At 63.5% G+C, this 20,242-nt stretch carries 15 protein-coding genes; 7 read left to right on the top strand and 8 right to left on the bottom strand.

Translation table 11 applies throughout. From position 1 onward, the window contains the following. Complete coding sequence (locus tag EBB56_RS16960; protein ID WP_108133053.1) at positions 1-2,712, bottom strand: MFS transporter; 2,712 nt, start codon at positions 2,710-2,712, stop codon at positions 1-3. Between the two features lie 249 nt (positions 2,713-2,961). Here EBB56_RS16960 and EBB56_RS16955 point away from each other — a divergent pair, with 249 nt between their 5' ends. Beyond that, positions 2,962-4,803 carry a histidine kinase gene (locus EBB56_RS16955; protein ID WP_108448820.1) on the top strand — a complete coding sequence of 614 codons (1,842 nt, stop codon included), beginning with the start codon at positions 2,962-2,964 and terminating at the stop codon, positions 4,801-4,803. Between the two features lie 92 nt (positions 4,804-4,895). Beyond that, a complete protein-coding gene (gene narL / locus EBB56_RS16950; RefSeq protein ID WP_045994022.1) occupies positions 4,896-5,540 on the top strand; it encodes a two-component system response regulator NarL in 645 nt (214 codons plus the stop codon). Positions 5,541-5,862: 322 nt separating this feature from the next. Here narL and EBB56_RS16945 read toward each other — a convergent pair whose 3' ends face one another. From EBB56_RS16945 to phhA, 3 genes are read right to left on the bottom strand one after another with little or no spacing between them, the layout of a single operon-like run. Next, the gene (locus tag EBB56_RS16945; RefSeq protein WP_124804877.1) at positions 5,863-7,053 is read right to left on the bottom strand and encodes an amino acid aminotransferase; all 1,191 of its coding nucleotides are present in this window, start codon (positions 7,051-7,053) and stop codon (positions 5,863-5,865) included. Between the two features lies 1 nt (position 7,054). After that, positions 7,055-7,405, bottom strand: coding sequence for a 4a-hydroxytetrahydrobiopterin dehydratase (locus EBB56_RS16940; protein ID WP_045994020.1), 351 nt, complete (start codon positions 7,403-7,405; stop codon positions 7,055-7,057). 38 nt (positions 7,406-7,443) lie between these two features. Further along, positions 7,444-8,364 carry a phenylalanine 4-monooxygenase gene (gene phhA / locus EBB56_RS16935; RefSeq protein WP_124804876.1) on the bottom strand — a complete coding sequence of 307 codons (921 nt, stop codon included), beginning with the start codon at positions 8,362-8,364 and terminating at the stop codon, positions 7,444-7,446. A 284-nt stretch (positions 8,365-8,648) separates the two neighbouring features. Between phhA and EBB56_RS16930 the strand changes: the two genes are divergently transcribed. Beyond that, the gene (locus tag EBB56_RS16930; protein ID WP_045994019.1) at positions 8,649-10,211 is read left to right on the top strand and encodes a sigma-54-dependent transcriptional regulator; all 1,563 of its coding nucleotides are present in this window, start codon (positions 8,649-8,651) and stop codon (positions 10,209-10,211) included. Positions 10,212-10,324: 113 nt separating this feature from the next. Here the strand turns inward: EBB56_RS16930 and EBB56_RS16925 are convergent, their stop codons facing one another. The 3 genes from EBB56_RS16925 to cfa form a co-directional block, all read right to left on the bottom strand. Further along, a complete protein-coding gene (locus tag EBB56_RS16925; protein ID WP_124804875.1) occupies positions 10,325-12,283 on the bottom strand; it encodes an ATP-dependent DNA helicase RecQ in 1,959 nt (652 codons plus the stop codon). 106 nt (positions 12,284-12,389) lie between these two features. Next, complete coding sequence (locus tag EBB56_RS16920) at positions 12,390-13,322, bottom strand: GGDEF domain-containing protein (RefSeq protein ID WP_108448816.1); 933 nt, start codon at positions 13,320-13,322, stop codon at positions 12,390-12,392. Positions 13,323-13,654: 332 nt separating this feature from the next. After that, positions 13,655-14,821, bottom strand: coding sequence for a cyclopropane fatty acyl phospholipid synthase (cfa, locus tag EBB56_RS16915; RefSeq protein ID WP_108448815.1), 1,167 nt, complete (start codon positions 14,819-14,821; stop codon positions 13,655-13,657). A 215-nt stretch (positions 14,822-15,036) separates the two neighbouring features. Between cfa and EBB56_RS16910 the strand changes: the two genes are divergently transcribed. Next, on the top strand, positions 15,037-15,339 hold the full coding sequence (locus tag EBB56_RS16910) for an MTH1187 family thiamine-binding protein (RefSeq protein WP_045994015.1): 303 nt from the start codon (positions 15,037-15,039) through the stop codon (positions 15,337-15,339). A 91-nt stretch (positions 15,340-15,430) separates the two neighbouring features. Here EBB56_RS16910 and EBB56_RS16905 read toward each other — a convergent pair whose 3' ends face one another. After that, positions 15,431-16,321: a LysR family transcriptional regulator ArgP gene (locus EBB56_RS16905; protein WP_045994014.1), complete on the bottom strand. Its 891-nt coding sequence runs from the start codon at positions 16,319-16,321 to the stop codon at positions 15,431-15,433. 153 nt (positions 16,322-16,474) lie between these two features. On the opposite strand from EBB56_RS16905, the gene EBB56_RS16900 reads away from it, so the two are divergent. From EBB56_RS16900 to EBB56_RS16890, 3 genes are all read left to right on the top strand, one after another. After that, the gene (locus tag EBB56_RS16900; RefSeq protein ID WP_108133064.1) at positions 16,475-17,080 is read left to right on the top strand and encodes a LysE/ArgO family amino acid transporter; all 606 of its coding nucleotides are present in this window, start codon (positions 16,475-16,477) and stop codon (positions 17,078-17,080) included. Between the two features lie 216 nt (positions 17,081-17,296). Next, complete coding sequence (hppD, locus tag EBB56_RS16895) at positions 17,297-18,385, top strand: 4-hydroxyphenylpyruvate dioxygenase (RefSeq protein WP_108448814.1); 1,089 nt, start codon at positions 17,297-17,299, stop codon at positions 18,383-18,385. Positions 18,386-18,621: 236 nt separating this feature from the next. Beyond that, on the top strand, positions 18,622-20,088 hold the full coding sequence (locus EBB56_RS16890) for a sodium-dependent transporter (RefSeq protein WP_108448813.1): 1,467 nt from the start codon (positions 18,622-18,624) through the stop codon (positions 20,086-20,088). Positions 20,089-20,242: the final 154 nt, after the last annotated feature.

Below are 20,242 nucleotides of genomic sequence, written 5' to 3'. Positions count from 1 at the left end.
TCAGTGCTGGGTCTGAGCCGCACCGGCGCTTGGCTTGCGGGTGGGCCCCGCATCCAGGTTCAGTTCGATCTCCGCGCCCTTGCGGCTGTAGTAGAACCAGGTCAGGGCGGTGCAGAACACGTAGAACACGATGAAGCCGATCAGCGCCGCTTCGGCGCCGCCGGTCAGCGAGATCGAGGTACCGAAGGACTTCGGAATCAGGAAGGCGCCGTAGGCGGCGATGGCCGAGGTGAAGCCGATGGTGGCAGCGGATTCGCGCTCGGCGTGGACCAGCTGCTCGGCGGCGGTCAGGTTCGGCATCAGCCGCGGCACTTCCTTGCGGAAGATCGACGGGATCATCTGGAAGGTGCTGGCATTGCCGACGCCGGTGGCGAAGAACAGCAGCATGAAGGAGGCGAAGAAGCCGTAGAAGGCGATCGACATGTCCTTGTTCATCAGGAAGAACAACACGCCGATCACGCCGCCGATCATGGTCAGGAAGGTCCAGAAGGTGACCCGGGCACCACCGAAGCGGTCGGCCAGTCCACCGGTCCAGGCACGGCTCAGGGCGCCGACGAACGGGCCGAGGAAGGCGTACTGGAGGGCATCGATGGCCGGGAACTGGGTCTTGGTCAATAGCGGGAAGCCGGCGGAGAAGCCGATGAAGCTGCCAAAGGTGCCGGTATACAGGATGCACATCAGCCAGTTGTGCTTGCGCTTGAAGATGACCGACTGCTCCTTGAAGGAGGACTTGGCGCTGGCGATGTCGTTCATGCCGAACCAGGCGGCAACGGTGGCGATGGCGATGAACGGCACCCACACGAAGCCGGCGTTCTGCAGCCACAGAAGATCAGTGTCGGACATCGGCTGGCCACTGCCGGTGAACATCACGAAGCTGCCGGTGGAGATGACCACGGGCACCAGGAACTGCATCACCGACACGCCGAGGTTGCCGAGGCCGGCGTTCATGGCCAGGGCCTTGCCCTTTTCACGCTTGGGATAGAAGAAGGCGATGTTGGCCATGGAGGAGGCAAAGTTGCCGCCACCGAAACCACACAGCAGGGCGATGATCGCCATCACCAGGTAGGGCGTTTCGGGATTCTGGACGGCGAAGCCGATCCACAGAGCAGGCAGCAGCAGCGAGGCGGTGGAAATCGCGGTGAAGCGACGGCCGCCGAAGATCGGCACGGTAAAGCTGTAGAAGATCCGCAGGGTGGCACCGGAAAGACCCGGCAGGGCCGCCAGCCAGAACAGCTGGTTCGGGGTGTACTCGAAGCCTACCTGGGGCAGCTTGGCCACGACCATGGACCACACCATCCAGATGCAGAAGGCCAGCAGCAGACAGGGGATGGAGATCCACAGGTTACGCGTGGCGATCTTGCGACCGGTGGACTGCCAGAAGGACTCGTCCTCGGGGCGCCAGTCCTCGAGCACGAAACGGCTCGGGGTGGACAGCTCGGGCAGGTCGGTGGACTCGCAGCGATCGCGGGCCTCGATACGCTCGGCCTTGCGGATGGCGAAGTGCATCCACATGAGCGCGGCGGCAACCACGACGAACATCAGCATGAAGCAGCTCTGCCAGATGCCGATGACATCGTTGAGCATGCCGAAGGTCAGCGGCAGGAAGAAGCCACCCAGGCCACCGACCATGCCGACGGCGCCACCGACCAGGCCGACGCTCTTGGGATAGTAGACCGGGATGTGCTTGTACACGGCGGCCTTGCCCAGCGACATGAAGAAGCCCAGCACCATGGTCAACAGGATGAAGCCGACCAGCGGCATGGCGAAGGTGAACTCGACCGGACCACGGACGCCATCGACGACGTACTGGGTGGGCGGATAGCTCAGCAGGAAGGTGCAGATGACCGAGGCCAGGAAGGTCCAGTACATCACGCGACGTGCGCCGTAGCGGTCGGACATCCAACCGCCGAGAATACGGAACAGCGAGGCCGGGATGGTGTACAGCGCCGCCACGATACCCGCCGCGGAGAGGCTCAGGCCGTAGACCTCGATCAGGTAGTGGGGCAGCCAAAGGGCGAGGGCGACGAAGCCACCGAAGACGAAGAAGTAGTAGAGCGAGAAGCGCCACACGCGCAGGTCGGCCAGGGGCGCGAACTGCTCGGACAGCGGCAGGCGCACGGCATTGCGCGACTGATTCTGGGGGTCTTCCTTGGCCAGCAGGATAAAGGCCACGCCCATGATCGCCATGATGGTGGCGTAGACCAGGGCGGTGCTTTTCCAGCCCATTGCCATCAGCAGGAAGGGCGCGCCGAAGTTGGTGACGGCGGCACCGACGTTACCGGCCCCGAAGATGCCCAGCGCCGTACCCTGGCGTTCCTTCTCGAACCAGGCCGAGGTGTAGGCCACGCCGACGATGAAGGAGCCACCGGCCAGGCCGATACCCAGTGCGCCGACCAGCAGCATCACGTAGCTGTTGGCGAAGGTCAGCAGGTAGACACAGGTAGCGGTGACCAGCATGAGCAGACCGAAGACCCAGCGGCCCCCGAAGCGGTCAGTCAGTACACCGAGAAAGAGTCGGCTGATCGAACCCGTCAGCACGGGAGTGGCCATCAGCAGGCCAAGTTGGGTGTCGGAGAGCGCGAAGTCCTCCTTGATCTGGATACCGAGAATCGAGAACAGGGTCCAGACGGCGAAGCAGAGAGTGAAGGCGAGTGTGGATAGGCCTAGCGCTCTGTTCTGCTGACGCCGGGGTACGGTGTCATGTTGGAGCATGTGCTTTCCTCTTTAGGGGTGCCGGTTCGGCCCCTAAACCTTGCTACAATGTATCTGTATGGCACTTGATTGTGGTCAAGAGAATTGCGTGCTATATCCAGCGCTTTTGCTTAATTACCTCCATGGAGGTATCCGGGTGTTTTTGAGGTGTTCGTCACGTATTATCTGCCCTCTCAGATGGATGCGACATTCCGGAAAATTCTAGATGATGAAACCCTTGATCTGGGTCAAAAAGGGAAGGTGTAGTAGATGAACGGCGCCTTTTACCTGCGCCGATCACTGATGCTGCGCATGCTGGTCGCCATGGCGGCGATATCCTGTCTGGCCCTGGTCAGCCTGCTGGGCTCCATCGTCATCGCAAAGAGCGCGGGAGGTTACGCCGACGCCATCAACCAGGCGGGCTCGCTGCGAATGCAGGCCTATCGACTGCTGGCGACGTCGGAGTTGCTGCCGGCGGATCACCCCAGGCGACGCTGGCAGCACGAACAGATGGAGGCCACGCTGGCTGCGGGGGCGATCATCGCGCTGATTCCGGTGGACGCCGATGATCCGCTCAGAGAGGCCTACGACAGGGTGGTGGAGTGCTGGCACGAAACCCTGCGTCCCAACACGGTGGATTTCGAAGGTGGTGACGTCTTTCGGCTGGATGACAAGGTCGCAGAGTTCGTCGACAAGGTCGATATTCTGGTGGGAAGGCTTCAAGAATATGCCGAGTCAAAGGTCGTATTTCTTGAGGTTTTTCAGGGGGCATCACTCGCCGTTCTCGTGATATTTATGGTGATGGTTGTCTATCGAATAGTCTGCGGTGTCATGCCGCCATTTCGTGACCTTATTCGCGTTGTAAATGGCGTGATGGTCGGTGACTTTTCGGGGAGAACCATCTACCGAGGTAACGACGAGTTAGGCTTGTTATCCAGAACAATCAACAAGATGAATGCCAGCCTGTCGGAAATGTACGGTCAGCTGGAAAAGCGTGTCGCGGCGAAGACCCATGAACTGAAGCGCAGCAATGATGCGTTGCGTATGCTTTATCTGACCGCGCGGCGTCTCAATGGGGTCACTCCGCTGACCCGGGAAGAGCTCGAGGAAGTGCTGCGCCAGCTGGAGGCGGTGACCGACGAAGGCCCCTTCGAGCTGCGCCTGTCCATGGGAGGCAATGGCAAGGATATTGTCAGACTCAGCTCTCGCCCCGGCGCGGAAAGCGCTTTCGTTCAGGAACCATCGCGCGGCCGTGAAATATCAGACAAGGCGGCTGCCGGACTGTATGCCAACGGCAATGAATATGCGGTCAGGGTGCGCGAAGCGGGTCGGGATTTTGGCGAGTTGCGTGTCCATCAGCCTCCCGGCCATATGCTTGCCCAGTGGAAGATCGAGCTGGTGGAGACGGTGGCCGGGCTGATTGCCGCGGCCTTGTCGCTGTCCGAGAAGGCCGACGAACAGCGTCGGCTGGCGCTGATGGATGAGCGCGCGGTGATTGCGCGAGAGCTTCACGACTCGCTGGCGCAGTCGCTGTCCTACCTGAAGATCCAGGTCACCCGTCTACAGATGCAGCTCGATCAGCAACGCCACGAGCAGGTGGCGCAGGTGGTCGCGGAACTCCGGCACGGTCTCAATTCGTCCTACCGCCAGCTCAGGGAGCTGCTCAACACCTTTCGTCTGCGCATCCATGAGTCGGGTCTGGAAGCGGCGTTGGAGGAAACGGTGCTGGAGTACTCCAAGCGGGGCGACTTCGAGCTGACCCTGAAAGGCCAGTGGAGCGGGCTGTCGCTGACCCCCAACGAGGAAATTCATGTGCTGCAGATCGTGCGCGAGTCGCTGTCCAACGTGGCCCGCCATGCACGTGCTCGGCACTGCACCATCAGCCTCGCCGTCGACGACACGGGGCACTATCAACTTTCGGTCACGGACGACGGTGTAGGCATCGGACCGCAATCCGATCCTTCCATGTCCCACGGGATGGCGATCATGGAGGAGCGGGCACGAAGCCTGAGTGGAAAGCTCACGGTCAGGGGCATCAAGCCCTGCGGTACCGTGGTGACCGTCCGCTTTCTGCCGCGTCTGTTGGCGCAGTTACCTGTGGCGTCCGAGTGATGGGCTTTCACGGGCGCGAGGTCGCGACGACGTGGCCTGCTGAACGTGTTGCCCGGCAGCGGGTCGGGTGAAACCACTCTGGAGATAGCACTATGAGCATGCTTCGATTGATGATCGTGGACGATCACCCCCTGTTCCGGCGTGGGGTGCGTCAACTGGTGGACATGGATCCTAGCCTGGTGGTGGTCGGTGAAGCCTCGGATGGCGCCGAGGCGGTGCGCAAGGCCGTCGATCTGCAACCCAACCTGATCCTGCTCGACCTCAACATGCAGCCCATCGACGGCATCGAGGTGCTCCGGCGGATGCGTGACGCCCGGGTCAAGAGCCGTATCGTGATCCTGACCGTGTCCGACTCCGACGACGACGTGGTGCGCGCGCTCAAGGAAGGCGCCGATGGCTATCTGCTCAAGGACATGGACCCCGAGGAGGTGCTGCGGCTGATTCGCGAGGCGGCCCAGGGTCAGGTGGTGCTGGGGCCACAGATGGCGTCGCTGCTGGCCAGCGTGGTCAAGGGCGAGCTGCCGGCAGGGGGCGACGACGGCATGTCGTGCCTGACCGCTCGAGAGAGGGACATCCTGCGGACCCTGGCTCGCGGCCTGTCCAACAAGATGATCGCCCGTGAGCTGGACATCGCCGAGGGCACCGTCAAGGTCCACGTCAAGCATCTGTTCAAGAAGCTGGACCTGCGCTCACGGGTGGAAGCAGCGGTGTGGGCCACCAAGCATGGCCTGGGCTAGGGCTTGTCTGAAAAGTGCCTGCGCTCGGTAATACGGCGTTAAAAATCGGATCAAAATGCTCATTTACACCCCGTAAACTGCGCTTTCTCACCGATTTTTGCCTTGTCTAACCTTCGCTCGTCGACTTTTCGGACTGCGCCTAGGGCTTTTGCGAAACCTGCCTACGCTCGTCGGCTTTTCGGACAGAGCCCAGGGCTTGCAGAAACAGGCTTGCAGGAATGGTGGTTGCGCTCGGTGGCGCCGGGAAGTTCGTCCAGATACGACAACGCCCGGGGCAGGCCCGGGCGTCGTTTGCTGGCTGGCAGAGCCAGCAGGCAGGGCGTCAGTCGTTGACGGCGGCCACCGCCTTGGCCAGGTACGGCAGGTTCTCCTGGGAGAAGCCGGCGACGTTGGCGCGGCCCGAGCGCACCATGTAGATGCCGTACTCGTCACGCAGGCGGTCCACCTGTTCCGGCGTCAGGCCGGTGTAGGAGAACATGCCACGCTGCTCGGCGATGTGGGCGTACTTCTGGTCCAGCCCGTAGGGCTTCAAGGCCTCGACGAAGTCACGACGCAGGGTGTTGATGCGATCGCGCATTTCGGTGAGTTCCTCGCGCCACACCGCGGCGAGTTCCGCAGAGTTGAGGATCTCGGCCACGATGCTGCCGCCGTGGGCCGGCGGGTTGGAGTAGTTCTCACGGGCGACGATGGCGATCTGCGAGCGGACGTTCTCCATCTCGTCGCTGTTCTTCGCCACCACGATCAGGGCGCCGGTACGCTCGTTGTAGATGCCGAAGTTCTTCGAGCAGGAGCTGGTGATCAGCACGTTGTCGAGGTTCTCGGCCAGCAGGCGAACGGCGTAGGCGTCCTCGTCGAGGCCCTCGGCGAAGCCCTGGTAGGCGAAGTCGACCAGTGGCAGCAGGTCGCGCTGCTGGACCACTTCAAGCACCTGTTGCCACTGCTGGTGGTTCAGGTCGAAGCCGGTGGGGTTGTGGCAGCAGGCGTGCAGCACCACCACGTCGCCCTGGGGGATCTGCTTGAGGGCTTCCAGCATGCCGTCGAAGTCGAGACGGTTGTCGGCGTCCACGTAGGGATACTTGTGCAGTTCGATGCCGGCGGCGGTGAAGATGCCGTGGTGGTTCGGCCAGGTCGGGTCGCTGACCCAGATGCCCTTGCCAGGCAGTTGGGTCGCGACGAAGTCCGCCGCCAGGCGCAGGGCGCCGGTACCACCGGGGGACTGGGTGACGCTGGCGCGGCCGGCCTCGAGCACGGGGGAGTCCTGGCCCAGCACCATCGGCAGCACCACGGCACCGTACTGGGCGGCGCCGTGTGAGCCGATGTAGGTCTTGGTGGTCTCGTTGTTGAGCAGCAGGGCTTCGGCCTCCTTGACCGCACGCATCACCGGAGTGTTGCCCTTTGCATCGCGGTAGACGCCGACGCCAAGATCGACCTTCTGGGGATTGGTGTCCTTCTTGAAGGCCTCGATGAGCCCGAGGATGGCATCCCCGGGAACCCGCTCAATCTTCTCGAACATTTTAGCTTGCTACCTCGTCGGTTCTGGCCGCTAGGATGAAATCGTTCTTGTGCAGGCCCTTCATCTCGTGGGACCACCAGGTCACGGTGACCTTGCCCCACTCGGTCAACAGGGCCGGGTGATGGCCGGCTTCCTCGGCGATCTCGCCGACGCTGTTGGTAAAGGCAAGGGCCTGCCGAAAGTTGCGGAACTTGTAGCTCCGCTCCAGTTGCATGATGCCATCGCGCTCGACGATCCGCCACTCGGGGATCTGCGCGTGCCACTGTTCGATCTCGTCCTCGGTGGCGTGGGGGGCGTCCCAGCTGCAGGCTTCGCAGGACTGCTCGGTGAGGGTCTGGGTGGTGTCGTTCATGCTGTCTCCTGGTGGTGTCGGTGAGGGAATGTGGATGTTCAGGCGTGTTCGCTGCGTCGGTCGTTGTCGGCACCGTCGTGGGCGATGGGGCCGGTCTCGCCGGTCTCGCCGTTCTCGCCGGGCGTTGGCTTGGGCTTGGTCGTTGAATTGGGCTTGGGCGGAAAGCGCGGTTCGAATAACCCCAGCGCCTTGGCTTCCTCGACCAGTGCCATCAGGTCGCGCCGGGACAGTTCCTGAAGCCGGTCGAGGCTGTCCAGAACGTAGTAAAGGGGCTGCAGGATGTCGATGCGATAGGGGGTGCGCAGGGCGTCGAGGGCGTCGAAGGGCGCATGTGCAGGGGTGTCGGACAGGGCGTGCAGGGTCTCCTTGGGCGAGGAGATGATACCGCCGCCATAGATGCGCCGGCCTTGTGGGGTGTCCACCAGGCCGAATTCCACGGTCATCCAGTAGAGCCTGGCCAGGTAGACCCGGTCCTTGGGTTCGGCGGCGAGGCCGATGCGGCCGTAGGTGGCGGTGAACTCGGCGAAGGCCTCGTTGGTCAGCATCGGGCAGTGGCCGAAGATCTCGTGGAAGATGTCCGGTTCCTTGAGGTAGTCCAGCTCCTCGGGGGTACGGATGAAGGTCGCGACCGGAAAACGACGGTTGGCCAGCAGTTGAAAGAAGGTGTCGAAGGGGATCAGGGCCGGTACCTGGGCGGTCTGCCAGCCGGTGGCTTGCTGTAGCACCCGATCGACGTCGCCCAGTTGCGGAATACGATCGCTGGGCAGGCCGAGGCGCTCGAGGCCGTCCAGATACTGCTGGCACACGCGCCCTTCGATCAACGTCAGCTGGCGTTCCATCAGCGTCTGCCAGGTTCGGTTCTCGACCTCGCTCCAATGGATGATGCCGTCGGCATCCGGCTCACGGGCCTGATAGGCGGTGCCCTTGGTGGACGGGGTGGACGAAGAAGGTGCGTGCATGGTGTCTCCCGGCGATTGTCGACTGTTGTGGTATCGAGACTGAGTCGAGTCTAGGCATGGGGGCTTTCGTCACGCAGCCGTGCATCGGGGGGATAGGCACCAGAAGGCGGCCCTTTTCTGTCAGGAAATCTTTACAGCTGGTGCTCGAGATGGTGTCTATCGACCAAAGATGCAGGACGCGCTCCTCTGTCTTCGATAGGCTGTAACGAAATCTTGACATACGAGTCAGACCAGCCTGACGGAAACTTCAGATGGTGTGACCCTTTTGCGGAGCCATTCCCTTCATGCGCCTGAGAGTTCACTGCCAGAATCGTGTCGGCATCCTTCGCGACATTGTGGCCCTGCTGGCCGACTACGGGGTCAACGTCGCCCGGGGCGAGGTGGGCGGAGAGCATGGCAACGCCATCTATCTGCACGTGCCGCAGCTGTTGCACGCCCAGCTGGCGACGCTGAAGCCCAGTCTCGAGCAGGTGTCCGGCGTATTCGGGGTGCGCCGGGTCAGCCTGATGCCCAGCGAGCGCCACCAGCTCGAGCTGGAGGCGCTGCTGTCGTCACTCTCCGACCCGGTGATGTCCATCGACATGGAGGGGCACCTGGTGGCGGCCAACCGGGCGGCGAGCCAGCTGCTCGGCGTGCGCGTCGACGAGGTGCCCGGGCTGTCGCTGAATCGCTACCTGCCGGAGCTCGACCTGCCGGAAGTGATTCGTCGCAACAATGCTCGGGTCAACGGGCTCAGGATCCGGCTCAAGGACGCCACCTACCTGGCCGATATCGCGCCGCTGCATCGCGAACACCACGACGACGTGGCCTCGCTGGCCGGTGCTGTGGTCACGCTGCATAGCGCCGATCGCATCGGCGAGCGTATCTATCAGGTGCAGCGCCAGGAGATGCGCGGCTTCGAGGCGATGTTCGCGGCCAGCCCCCGACTCGCCTCCCTGATCCACGAGGCGCGGCGCATGGCGCCGTTGGACGCGCCGCTGTTGATCTTTGGCGAGACCGGCACCGGCAAGGAGGTACTGGCGCGGGCCTGTCACCTGGCCAGCCAGCGCGGCCAGGCGCCGTTCATGGCGCTGAACTGCGCCGGCCTGCCGGAGTCCATGGCCGAGACCGAACTGTTTGGCTATGCCCCGGGCGCCTTCGATGGCGCTCGCCCCGAGGGCAAGCTGGGTCTGCTGGAGCTGACCGCCGGTGGCACCATCTTCCTCGATGAGGTCGGCGAGATGAGTCCGCGGCTGCAGGCCAAGCTGTTGCGCTTTCTGCAGGACGGAGGCTTTCGCCGGGTCGGCGCCGATGACGAGACCTACCTGGACGTGCGGGTGATCTGTGCCACCCAGCAGGATCTGCTGGCCCTGTGCGGCCAGGGGCTGTTTCGTCAGGATCTCTATCATCGCCTCAACGTGCTGTCGTTGAGCGTTCCGCCGCTGAGGGATTGCCTGGATGGCATCGAGGCCCTGGCCGGGCACTTTGTCGACCGAGCCGCGCGCCAGATCGGCTGCGCGCTGCCTGCGCTTTCCCCCGCGGCACTGGCGCGCATGGCCAGCTATCACTGGCCCGGCAATGTGCGGCAACTCGAGAACGTGCTGTTCCAGGCGGTGTCGCTGTGCGAGACCGGGCTCATCGAGCCGGCCCATCTGCGGCTGCCGGCCTCGGGGGCGCCGGCGGGTCTTGCCGGTATCGACCTGGACGGCTCGCTCAACGACATCCTGGGCGAGGTCGAGCGGCGCGTATTGGCCTCGCTGTACCCCCAGCATCCGTCCAGTCGCCAGTTGGCGCGGCGCCTTGGCGTATCCCACACCACCATCGCCAACAAGCTGAATCGCTATGGCATCACCGGCAGCGAAGGCTGACGGTGAGTGTGAGAGTGAAAGTGAGACTGAGGGGGCTCGAGGCACCGACGGGGCATCGAGGCCCACTGCTCACGGTCGAATAGCTGGCGGTCGAATAGCTCGCGGTCGCAAGGCTAGCCTTCGAATAGTGGTGCGAGGGCCTGCCTGACGTCGGTATAGCGGGCGCTTTCCTGGCTGGCGAATCCCGGCAGGCGTCGCGCCTTGGCCTGACTCAGGCGCGGGCTGATGACGCCACACAGGAAGCGGGTAGCAAGCTCCAGGTCCAGCGGCTTGCCTGGCTCGACACTTTCCAGTGCCTGGGCCAGGCCCGTCAGCCAGGTTCGCAGTTCGCCCTCGTCCGGGAGCGCCGGAGCCGGGGCGGGCGGCAGGATGGCGGTCTCGCCGCGACAGGCCGAACAGTGGCCACAGCGTCGGGGGGCGTTGGGGTCACCGAACCAGTCGGCGAGTCGCGCGCTGATGCAGTCGTCGGCCTCGAACAGCGCCAGCATGGCGTCGAGCCGCTCGAGTTCGACCCCCGCGCGCTCGACGAACTGCTGATGCAGTTCGGGAGCCAGCCGTCCGGGGTCCACGGCCGCGAGTTTGTGGTAGACCTCGGTCATCTGCTTGCTTTCCAGGCGCATCAGCCCCTGTTCCGCCAGGTAGTCGAGCGCTTTGAGCACCCGTGGGCGGGAGGTGTCGAGGCCGCGTTGCTGGCCCAGCTGGTCGAGGCGTTCGAAGTCCAGCCGATACCAGGTACGGGCCTTGTGCGAGGCATCGAGCAGTGCGCCGAGAAAGGCGCCGCGCTCGCCGGGGAAGCGGGCGAGCAGGGCGTCTGGTTCGATCGCCAGGCTGAAGCGATACTCGGCAAAGTAGCTGTGGCTGGCGCGTACCACGCCGGCCAGTTCCAGCTTGACCAGCAGCGTCTTCAGCGGCAGCTCGCGGATGTCCGAGAGGCGTGACAGGGCGTTGAGTGACAGCTCCCAGGTCTCGGAGGCATCCGCCAGATCGGTCAATACCGCTTCGATGCCCGACAGCGGTGGAACGTCACCATGGATAAAGTTCTCGAGCACTGGCAGGTGTTCACGTCCGGCCAGCATCAGGCACTCCGACGGCTTGCCGTCGCGCCCGGCGCGTCCGATCTCCTGGCTGTAATTCTCGATGGACTTGGGCAGGTCGAAGTGCACCACCTGGCGGATATCGGCCTTGTCGATGCCCATGCCGAAGGCGATGGTGGCGACGATGCCGGGCAGGCGTCCGCTCATGAAGTCGGCCTGCAGTCGCTGGCGGGTCTCACTGTCGAGCCCTGCGTGGTAGGCGGCGACCTCGAGCCCGGCGGCCTTGAGGTAGGCCGCCAGGCGTTCGGCGCTTTGCTGCAGGGTGACGTAGACGATGGTGCCGCCGTTGCCGAGTCTTGGCGCCAGCCAACTGGCCAGATGGCGAGCCCTGTTGTCGGCGGGCAGCGGGGTGACGGCAAGGTCCAGATTTGCGCGGTAGAAGCCGGTGGTGATGACATCGTCAGGCGCGATATCGAAGCCTCGACGCATGTCATCGATGACCTTGGGCGTGGCGGTGGCGGTCAGCAGCAGCACCTGGTCGATGCCGAACTCCCGGCGATAGTCGGGCAGTTTCTGGTAGTCCGGGCGAAAATTATGTCCCCATTCCGACAGGCAGTGGGCCTCGTCGATCACCATCAAGGAGACCCGCACGTCGCGCAGAAAGGCGCGAAAGCGTTCATTGCGCAGGCGTTCGACCGATACCATCAGCACCTTGAGCTGGCCGTTGCGGGCCGCTGCCATGACCTCCCGAGCCTGATCGCGATCCTGACTCGAATCGATGCTGGCGGCGGCGATACCGCGCGAGGTCAGCGTCGCCAGCTGGTCCTGCATCAGCGCCAGTAGAGGAGATACCACCAGGGTGAGGTAGGGCAGGTGCAATGCCGGTAGCTGATAGCACAGCGACTTGCCCGAGCCGGTCGGGAAGATCGCCGCTGCGCTGCGGCCTTCTGCGATGGCGTTGATGGTCTCCCGCTGTCCTGGCCTGAAGTCGCGGTGGCCGAAGACGTTCTCGAGGGTCTGGTCGATGGTGGTGGACATGCTGGCTCCCTGATGGCGGGCCCTGTGACAGCGGCAGGATCGGGGGCAAGGGTACCCAAAACAGTCACCGGCATGAAGCGACGACGTGCCAGCTCAGGTGGCGGTGTCAGGATGATCCCTGGGGCAGCCAGCGCTGGATCACGCGATCGCGGCCCTGCTGCTTGGCTTCCATCAGGTTGGTGTGGACCTGCTGCATCAGTTGCGCGCTGCTCAAGCCGCGAACGAAGTCGGAGACGCCGATACTGACGGTGACCTTGTGGCGACCGATGCCGAAATCCTGACGAGAGATGCTCTCGCGCAGGCGTTCCGCCAGCTCGCGCGCTCTGCCAGCGGGTGTCATCGGCAGCAGCAGGGCGAATTCGTCGCTGCCCATGCGTGCCAGCATGTCCTCCTGGCGCAACTGGCTGGATGCCAGGGCGGCGATCTGACAGAGCACCCGATCACCGAGTCCGCGCCCCCAGGTGTCGTTGATCAGGGCAAAGTGGTCCAGGTCGATCAGCAACAGCGATAGCGGCGTGCCATGGCGGTTGGACATGGAGGCGATCTTGTCGATGTGTCCCATCATCGAACGTCGGTTGGTCAGCCCGGTGAGTTCGTCGGTGCCGGACAGGTAGCGAAGACGTTGCTCTTCGGCGACCTGATCCTCGATGTCCACCAGCAGGCCGTGCCACAGGATGCCCTCTTCGGAGCGTTCCGGCAGGGCCTCCAGCGAGTACCAGTGCGGGGTGAGTTCGCCGATCGGCAGGCGCAGTCGCGTGGAGACCGGCGACAGCCAGTGGGCAGAGTGCTCGATGGCCCGGATGAATTCGCCATAGGCGTCACCCAGCAGATCGCCGAGCCGCTGACGCACGTCGTTGATCGCCAGCAGTGGCTCAAGGCGAGGCGTCATCGGGTCTTCACCGGTCACTGCAGGTAGCTGCAGGCGACCGCGCGCGTCTCGCTTCAGGGTGAACAGCACCCCAGGGACACGCTTGAGGCAAACAAGACTCGCGTTTTCGTCGCAGGTCGGGGAGGGTGACGGCGGGTCACGATCTTCCATAGCAGGCAGTCCTTGGCCACGGGATGGCGGGTCAACCCGAGGTATCGGGCCTTCATCACCATCTTAAAGGCAGGGTATTGCGGGTATATCAGTCCAAGGGACTAAGAAATATCAGACAAAACTCTGCATTTGTGGATTACGCCATAGGGAGGAAAGGCTTGAATGTTTACGCAGGGCCGCTGGTGGCGGGCGTTGTGGCCGTGAAGCCGGTCGCTGATCGATCGGCAGACATCGGCGTGAGGGCTTGATCAAGGATATGCCGCAGCGAGAGTGACTAGGCAGGTTCCCGTCATGATTCACCGAAAGCGCGCGCATTTCCGGCGACCTCGTGGCTACCGGGGTGCGTCATAGCGAAGCTCTCGCCCCCTGGAGAATACCACCTGCCACAGTTGCAGGTAGCGCGCTCTGAAGGCTCCGGCACAGATCGCCAGGTAGTAGCGCAGCATCCGATAGGTGCGTTCATTGCAGTGCCGTGTGTTGTAGTGACGTGCAATGTCATGCCAGCAGGCGTCAAGGTTGGCTAGCCACGCCAGCAGGGTGAGATCGTAGTCGGAGCCGAAGTTCTGCCAGTCTTCCACCATCAACGTCTCCTCGCTGTGCTGGCAGATCTGGCGGGCGGACGGCAACACGCCGTTGGGAAAGATGTAGCGATGGATCCAGGGGTCTGCGGTGATGCGAGAAGTATTGGAGCCAATGGTATGCAGCAGGAAGAGTCCGTCATCCGGCAACAGGTCGGCCACCGTCCGAAAGAAGGTCGTGTAGTTGCGCTGTCCTACGTGTTCGAACATGCCGATCGAGGCGATCCGGTCGTACTGGCCTTGCAGGTCGCGGTAGTCGGCCAACTGGATATCGACGGGCAAGCCCTGGCAGCGCTCCCTGGCCAGTGCCACCTGCTCCCGGGAAATGGTGATACCGGTCACGCTGACGCCGTAGTGACGTGCGGCGTGCTCGGCCAGGCTGCCCCAGCCGCAGCCGATGTCGAGAAGGTGCATGCCAGGGCGCAGCGCCAGCTTTCGACAGACCAGGTCGAGCTTGGCGAGCTGGGCCTGATGCAGCGTCGTTGCCTGGCGCCAGTAGCCACAGGAGTAGCACATGGTGTCGTCCAGCATATACCGAAACAGGTCATTGCCGAGGTCGTAGTGAGCCTCGCCGACCTGATAGGCTCGGGCGCGACTCTGGAGGTTGAAGAAGCCCGCCTGCAGGCGATAGAAGAGGTGGCTCGCGGCGCTACGCGAGCGTTGGCCCAGACCGTGGCGCAGCAGCCGATGGGCAAGCTGGTCGATACGCCGCGCCTCCCACCAGCCATCCATGTAGGCTTCCCCGAGCCCCAGCGTGCCCTGGTGCAGGATGCGGGCGAACAGATCGGGATGATAGATTTGGATATCGTGGGGTTCAGGTCCGTTGAGGCGAATGCCCGAGCCCTCGAGCAACTGCTCGATGATCCGTCGAGGGCGATTGTTCGGCAGTGCGATGGGATGGGGGCGGGCGTCGCTGGTCATGTGGCCTCCTGGTGTCTGTGCAGGCGGCATGTCCGAAGAAACGAGAAGCGGGCAGGAGAGTCGCCCGCTCCGAAGTGAGGCCAGGACCGCCACCTCGGCAGGGGCCTGAATCACCTTCGGCTATCTTTATTGTTGCAAAACAGCATAGTTCAGCTGGCATGCCTTTCCAGCGAAGAACGCGGGCGGGTTGGCACAGAATCAAGGAGGCTTAAGTTATGCACGTTATCGTCGATCTTTGCGTGGTCCCCCTGGGTGTGGGCGTTTCGGTCTCCGACCACGTGGCCGCTTGCCAGCGGGAGATCCAGGCGTCCGGTCTCAGCCACCAGATGCACGCCTATGGCACCAATATCGAAGGCCCCTGGGACGAGGTCATGGCGGTGGTCAAGCGCTGCCATGAGGTGGTGCACGAGATGGGGGCGCCACGCATCACCACCACCTTGAAACTCGGTACCCGGACCGACCGCGATCAGAGCATGGCAGACAAGGTCGAGAGCGTGGCACGACGCCTGGGTGACTGACGGCACACTTCGAAAGCACACTTTACCGCCTGCCCCGACCTCGCGACGCTGATCGCTGCATGAGACGGGGCGGGTACCTTGCCGGGCCCGGTCAATCCGCAGGTGGCAACAGATGGTGTCCGGCCTGGTCGGCCAGGTGGCGGCCGAGTCGCTCCAGCGGCTCGCCGCCGTGGCGCCAGTAGTGCCAGTACAGCGGTACGTCCAGATGCCAGCCCGGCACCACGTCCTCAAGCTCCCCCGTCGAGAGCTCCCGATACGCCTGGATTTCGGGAATGAGCCCGAAGCCGAGGCCCGCGTGGGCCAGGCGCAGAAATCCCTCGACGCTGGCGCAGCGGTGGTGCGGGAAGGGGCCGTTGACGCCATGGGCCGCCATGAAGCGGTGTTGCAGTTGATCGTTGGGCCCGAAGATGATGGCCGGCGCCTGGGCCAGAGAACCGGCGTCCGCGCCCTGGGGGCAGTGTCGGGCCATGAAGTCGGGACTCGCCAGTGCGCGGTAGCGCATCACGCCCAGGGCGATGACCCTGGCGCCCTGGACCGGCATGTCGCTTGCGCACAGGCACGCAGCCACTTCTCCCAGGCGCATGCGTTCAAGTCCGACCTCCTGATCCTCGATGACCAGATCCAGGGTAATCGCCTGATGCTTGAGGTAGCCGGCGATGGCGCCCGGCCACCAGGTGGCGAGGCTATCGGCATTGATGGCGATACGTAGCTGACGGTGGCCCAGTGCCAGCTGCGGTGCATCCTGGATCAACTCGCCCTCCAGCAGTTGTACCTGCTGCACGTGGTTCAACAGCCGTTGACCCAGTTCGGTCGGTGTCGGCGGGGAGCCCCTCACCAGCACCGGCTGTCCCAGGCGAGCCTCCAGCAGCTTGATGCGCTGGGATACCGCCGATTGGGTCAGCCCCAGCGCACGGGCCGCGCGCTCGAAGCCCTGGTGGGTCAGCACGGCGGCCAGTGCATCGAGCAGTTTGTAGTCCAGCATGGGCGTCTATCTATTTCCTTGAGTATAAGAAATGGTAATGAGGTAGTGGGAGAAGTGATTTCTCTTATTTACCAGCTTGCCCTAGTCTCTGCCACATCCAGCAGCGCCCAACATCGGCGCAGCGTCGACAATCATCGTGAGGAAGGACAGACCATGTGGCTTTCACTGATCCAGGGCGTGGGCACCGGAGCGGGACTGATCATTGCCATCGGCGCGCAGAACGCCTTTGTGTTGTCCAAGGGACTGAGGCGACAACACGTCTGGTGGGTGGCGGGGATCTGCGCCCTGTGCGATGCCGTGCTGATCGGCCTGGGGGTGATGGGCCTCGGCGCCCTGATCGCCCAGAGTGAAGGGGCCATGCTGTTGGCGCGCTACGGCGGCGCCGCCTTCCTTGCCTGGCAGGCCTGGCTGGCCATTGGTCGGGTTCGACGGCCCAGGGGCATGGACGTTGCATCGTCTGCCTCCAGTGCCAGCCTTGCCCAGGTGGTGCTGGCGACCCTGGCGGTGACGCTGCTCAACCCCCAGGTCTATCTGGACACCCTGGTGATGCTGGGCGCCATCGGTTCGCTGCAAGAGAGCCCGGTGGGGTTCTACGTGGGGGCGACCATTGCTTCCTTTGTCTGGTTCTTCGGTCTGGTCAGCGCCGCCGGCGCCCTGGCACCGCGGCTGAAGAGCCCGAGGGCATGGCAGTGGGTGGACGGGATCATCGCCGTGATCATGCTGCTGGTGGCGTGGCAGCTGGTGACGCTGACGCTGTAAAGGTCCCAGCGATAGGCAGCCTGTCATGCCAGCGTGACGTCGTGTAAGGATTTCGTGACGCCTGGGGTGCAGAGCGCACACGGGGTGTCACGCCAGCGCTACAGCTGGCCGATGCCGGGGCGTGTGCGCTACCACCTCAAGCCGCTCCGGGGGGATGGGGGGCGCGTGTCGAGGAGCCTAGGATGGGGAGTGACAATCACAATGACGGAGGCCCACATGACCGCAGTCGCTCCCATCGATACCCACAACCCCATCGGCACCAATGGCTTCGAGTTCGTCGAATACAGCGCCCCGGATCAGGCTGGCATCGACGCCCTGCGCGAGCTGTTTCTCGCCATGGGGTTTACCGAGACGCGCCGCCACCGCTCCAAGCGGGTCACCCTGTTTCAGCAGGAGGGGGTGAACTTCGTGCTCAACGCGGAACCCGGCAGTCACGCCGCCAAGTTCGCCGAGATTCACGGTCCGGGCGCCTGCGCCATGGCGTGGAAGGTAGCGGATGCTCGTCAGGCACTGTCCTACGCCATCGATCAGGGCGCCCGTCAGGTCGATAACCCTGTCGGTGCTGGCGAGGTCGGCATTCCGGCGGTGGAGGGCATTGGTGGTTCGTTGCTGTATTTCGTCGATGATCGGGTCGACGAACAGGGACGTACCATCTACGACATCGACTTCGAGCCCATCGCCGGCACCTCGGCTCAGGACAACAGCGTTGGTCTCAAGGTGCTGGATCACCTGACCCACAACGTGGCGAGGGGTCAGATGGATCCCTGGGCCGACTTCTATACCCGTATCGCCAACTTCCGTGAGAATCGCTATTTCGACATCGAGGGCAAGAAGACCGGGCTTCATTCCCGCGCCATGACCGCACCCTGCGGCAAGATGCATATCCCGATCAACGAGTCCGCCGACGACAACTCCCAGATCGCCGAGTTTATCCGCGAGTACAACGGCGAGGGCATCCAGCACCTGGCCATGGCCACCGACGACATCTACGCCACGGTGCGCGCGCTGAAGGCCAACGGCATTCGCTTCCTGTCCACCCCCGACACCTACTACGAGAAGGTCAATGTGCGAGTGCCCAACCACGAAGAGCGGGTCGAGGATCTGCGTGAGTTGAGCCTGCTGATCGATGGCGGTCCGGATCAGGGGGTGCTGCTGCAGATCTTCACCGAGACCGTGATCGGTCCGATCTTCTTCGAGATCATCCAGCGCAAGGGTAACGACGGCTTCGGCGAGGGCAACTTCAAGGCGCTGTTCGAATCCATCGAGGAAGATCAGATTCGCCGCGGTGTCCTCGACGCCGACTAACGTCGGTCGGCTACAGCCGCTGTCGTCACTGGCGTCTTGTCGGCCAGGTGAGCGGCAGCGGATCCTTCGCCAGGTAGGCCCTTGGCCGCGACTTTGCGTCGTCGGCCTGCCCAATCACAACAAAATCCGTCACAATGGCGCGCTGGATGCCCTGGGTCTGTGCTGTTTCAGGCTGTTTTCAGGGCGCCACCGCCATGGTGGACAAACAAAAGTGCGCAAGCGATCTCTGGTGAGTCATGACAACCAATGAACCCTCTCGCACCCAGTGGCTAGGCCGCTGGGGCTTCGTTCTGGCCGCGACCGGCTCCGCTGTGGGCCTGGGCAATATCTGGAAATTTCCGTACATGACCGGAGAGTACGGCGGCGGCGCCTTCGTGCTGGTCTACCTGGTCTGTATCCTGTCGGTCGGTGTGCCCATCATGATGACCGAGATCGCCCTGGGGCGGCGTGGTCGGGGCAGCCCTATCGACGCCATTCGCCGGGTAGTCAAGGAATCCGGAGGCAGTTCGCTGTGGTCGCTGTTCGGCTGGATGGCGATGCTCTGCGGCTTTTTGATCCTGAGTTTCTACGTGGTGGTCGCCGGCTGGTCCTTCGCCTACCTGTGGAAGATGATCTCCGGCGGACTGGTCGGTTCCAGCGTCGATGACATGGCGGCCATCTTCGGCGCCAACAATGCCAACCCCTTCAGCCTCGGCGGTTGGAGCACCCTGGTGACCGTGGCCACCATGGTGATCGTTGGCAAGGGGGTGCAGCAGGGCATCGAGAAGAGCGTCGGCTGGATGATGCCGGGCATGGTGATCATGCTGCTGATCATGATCGTCTACGGCATGTTCTCCGGTGGCTTCGGTCAGGCCGTCCACTTCCTGTTCGACTTCAAGGCTTCCAGCCTGTCCAGCGAAGGCATGCTGGCCGCCATGGGCCATGCCTTCTTTACCTTGTCACTGGCCTCCGGGGCCATCCTCACCTACGGCAGCTACCTGCCGAGACGTGCTTCCATCGGTCGTACCACCCTGACAGTCGCGGTGGCCGATACCCTGGTGGCGCTGATGGCGGGGCTGGCGATCTTCCCGGTGATCTTCGCCAACGGCATGGAGCCCAACAGCGGCCCCGGCCTGATCTTCATGAGCCTGCCGCTGGCGTTCCAGGCGATGCCGATGGGCACGCTGTTTGGCATCCTGTTCTTCATCATGCTGTCGATGGCGGCGCTGACCTCCTCGATCTCGATGGTCGAGGCCACGGTGTCCTGGCTCAACGACAACAAGGGCATCAGCCGCAAGGCGGCCGCCTGGGGCACCGGCATCGTGCTGTGGCTGATGAGCACCCTGGCGATGCTGTCGTTCAATATCGGTGCCGACTGGACACTGGCCGGCAAGCACTTCTTCGACTGGCTCGACTTCCTCACCTCGCGTCTGATGATGCCGCTGGGCGGACTCGGCATGGCGCTGCTGGCCGGCTTCTTCCTCAAGAGTGAGGCGGTACGCGATGAACTGGATCTGCCGGCGGGCATACACGCCCTGTGGCTGTTCATGGTGCGCTACGTCAGTCCCCTGGGCATCCTGGTGATCTTCGTCGATGCGCTGGGCATCGTCGCTGTGGATTTCGCCGCTCACTGGCTGTGGCTGGCACTGATCCTGGTCGTGATGACCGGTCTCGGTGAAACCCTCAGCCCGAGGCTGCGGCGGACGCTGAGCGCCAAGGGGTAAGACAGTCACCCCACTGACCCTGCCAAAGCCGCCAGAGCGCCGCTTTCTCCGTCGGGGAAGGCGGCGTTCTGGTTTGGGGTGACGACGCCTTGCAGCAGCAATGAAGTGTGTTTTTGGTAATAACGAAGTGGACGTTTAATTCCGACATGGCATA

This window comes from Halomonas sp. YLB-10 (assembly GCF_003856855.1).
In the GTDB taxonomy this organism is placed as follows: Bacteria; Pseudomonadota; Gammaproteobacteria; order Pseudomonadales; family Halomonadaceae; genus Halomonas; species Halomonas litopenaei.
This window is presented reverse-complemented; position numbering and strand designations above follow the sequence as displayed.

Excerpts from the sequence above, each read along its gene's own strand:
- EBB56_RS16960 (WP_108133053.1), bottom strand. The coding sequence starts at position 2,712 with ATGCTCCAACATGACACCGTACCCCGGCGTCAGCAGAACAGAGCGCTA.
- EBB56_RS16955 (WP_108448820.1), top strand. The coding sequence starts at position 2,962 with ATGAACGGCGCCTTTTACCTGCGCCGATCACTGATGCTGCGCATGCTG.
- narL (WP_045994022.1), top strand. The coding sequence starts at position 4,896 with ATGAGCATGCTTCGATTGATGATCGTGGACGATCACCCCCTGTTCCGG.
- EBB56_RS16945 (WP_124804877.1), bottom strand. The coding sequence starts at position 7,053 with ATGTTCGAGAAGATTGAGCGGGTTCCCGGGGATGCCATCCTCGGGCTC.
- EBB56_RS16940 (WP_045994020.1), bottom strand. The coding sequence starts at position 7,405 with ATGAACGACACCACCCAGACCCTCACCGAGCAGTCCTGCGAAGCCTGC.
- phhA (WP_124804876.1), bottom strand. The coding sequence starts at position 8,364 with ATGCACGCACCTTCTTCGTCCACCCCGTCCACCAAGGGCACCGCCTAT.
- EBB56_RS16930 (WP_045994019.1), top strand. The coding sequence starts at position 8,649 with ATGCGCCTGAGAGTTCACTGCCAGAATCGTGTCGGCATCCTTCGCGAC.
- EBB56_RS16925 (WP_124804875.1), bottom strand. The coding sequence starts at position 12,283 with ATGTCCACCACCATCGACCAGACCCTCGAGAACGTCTTCGGCCACCGC.
- EBB56_RS16920 (WP_108448816.1), bottom strand. The coding sequence starts at position 13,322 with ATGGAAGATCGTGACCCGCCGTCACCCTCCCCGACCTGCGACGAAAAC.
- cfa (WP_108448815.1), bottom strand. The coding sequence starts at position 14,821 with ATGACCAGCGACGCCCGCCCCCATCCCATCGCACTGCCGAACAATCGC.
- EBB56_RS16910 (WP_045994015.1), top strand. The coding sequence starts at position 15,037 with ATGCACGTTATCGTCGATCTTTGCGTGGTCCCCCTGGGTGTGGGCGTT.
- EBB56_RS16905 (WP_045994014.1), bottom strand. The coding sequence starts at position 16,321 with ATGCTGGACTACAAACTGCTCGATGCACTGGCCGCCGTGCTGACCCAC.
- EBB56_RS16900 (WP_108133064.1), top strand. The coding sequence starts at position 16,475 with ATGTGGCTTTCACTGATCCAGGGCGTGGGCACCGGAGCGGGACTGATC.
- hppD (WP_108448814.1), top strand. The coding sequence starts at position 17,297 with ATGACCGCAGTCGCTCCCATCGATACCCACAACCCCATCGGCACCAAT.
- EBB56_RS16890 (WP_108448813.1), top strand. The coding sequence starts at position 18,622 with ATGACAACCAATGAACCCTCTCGCACCCAGTGGCTAGGCCGCTGGGGC.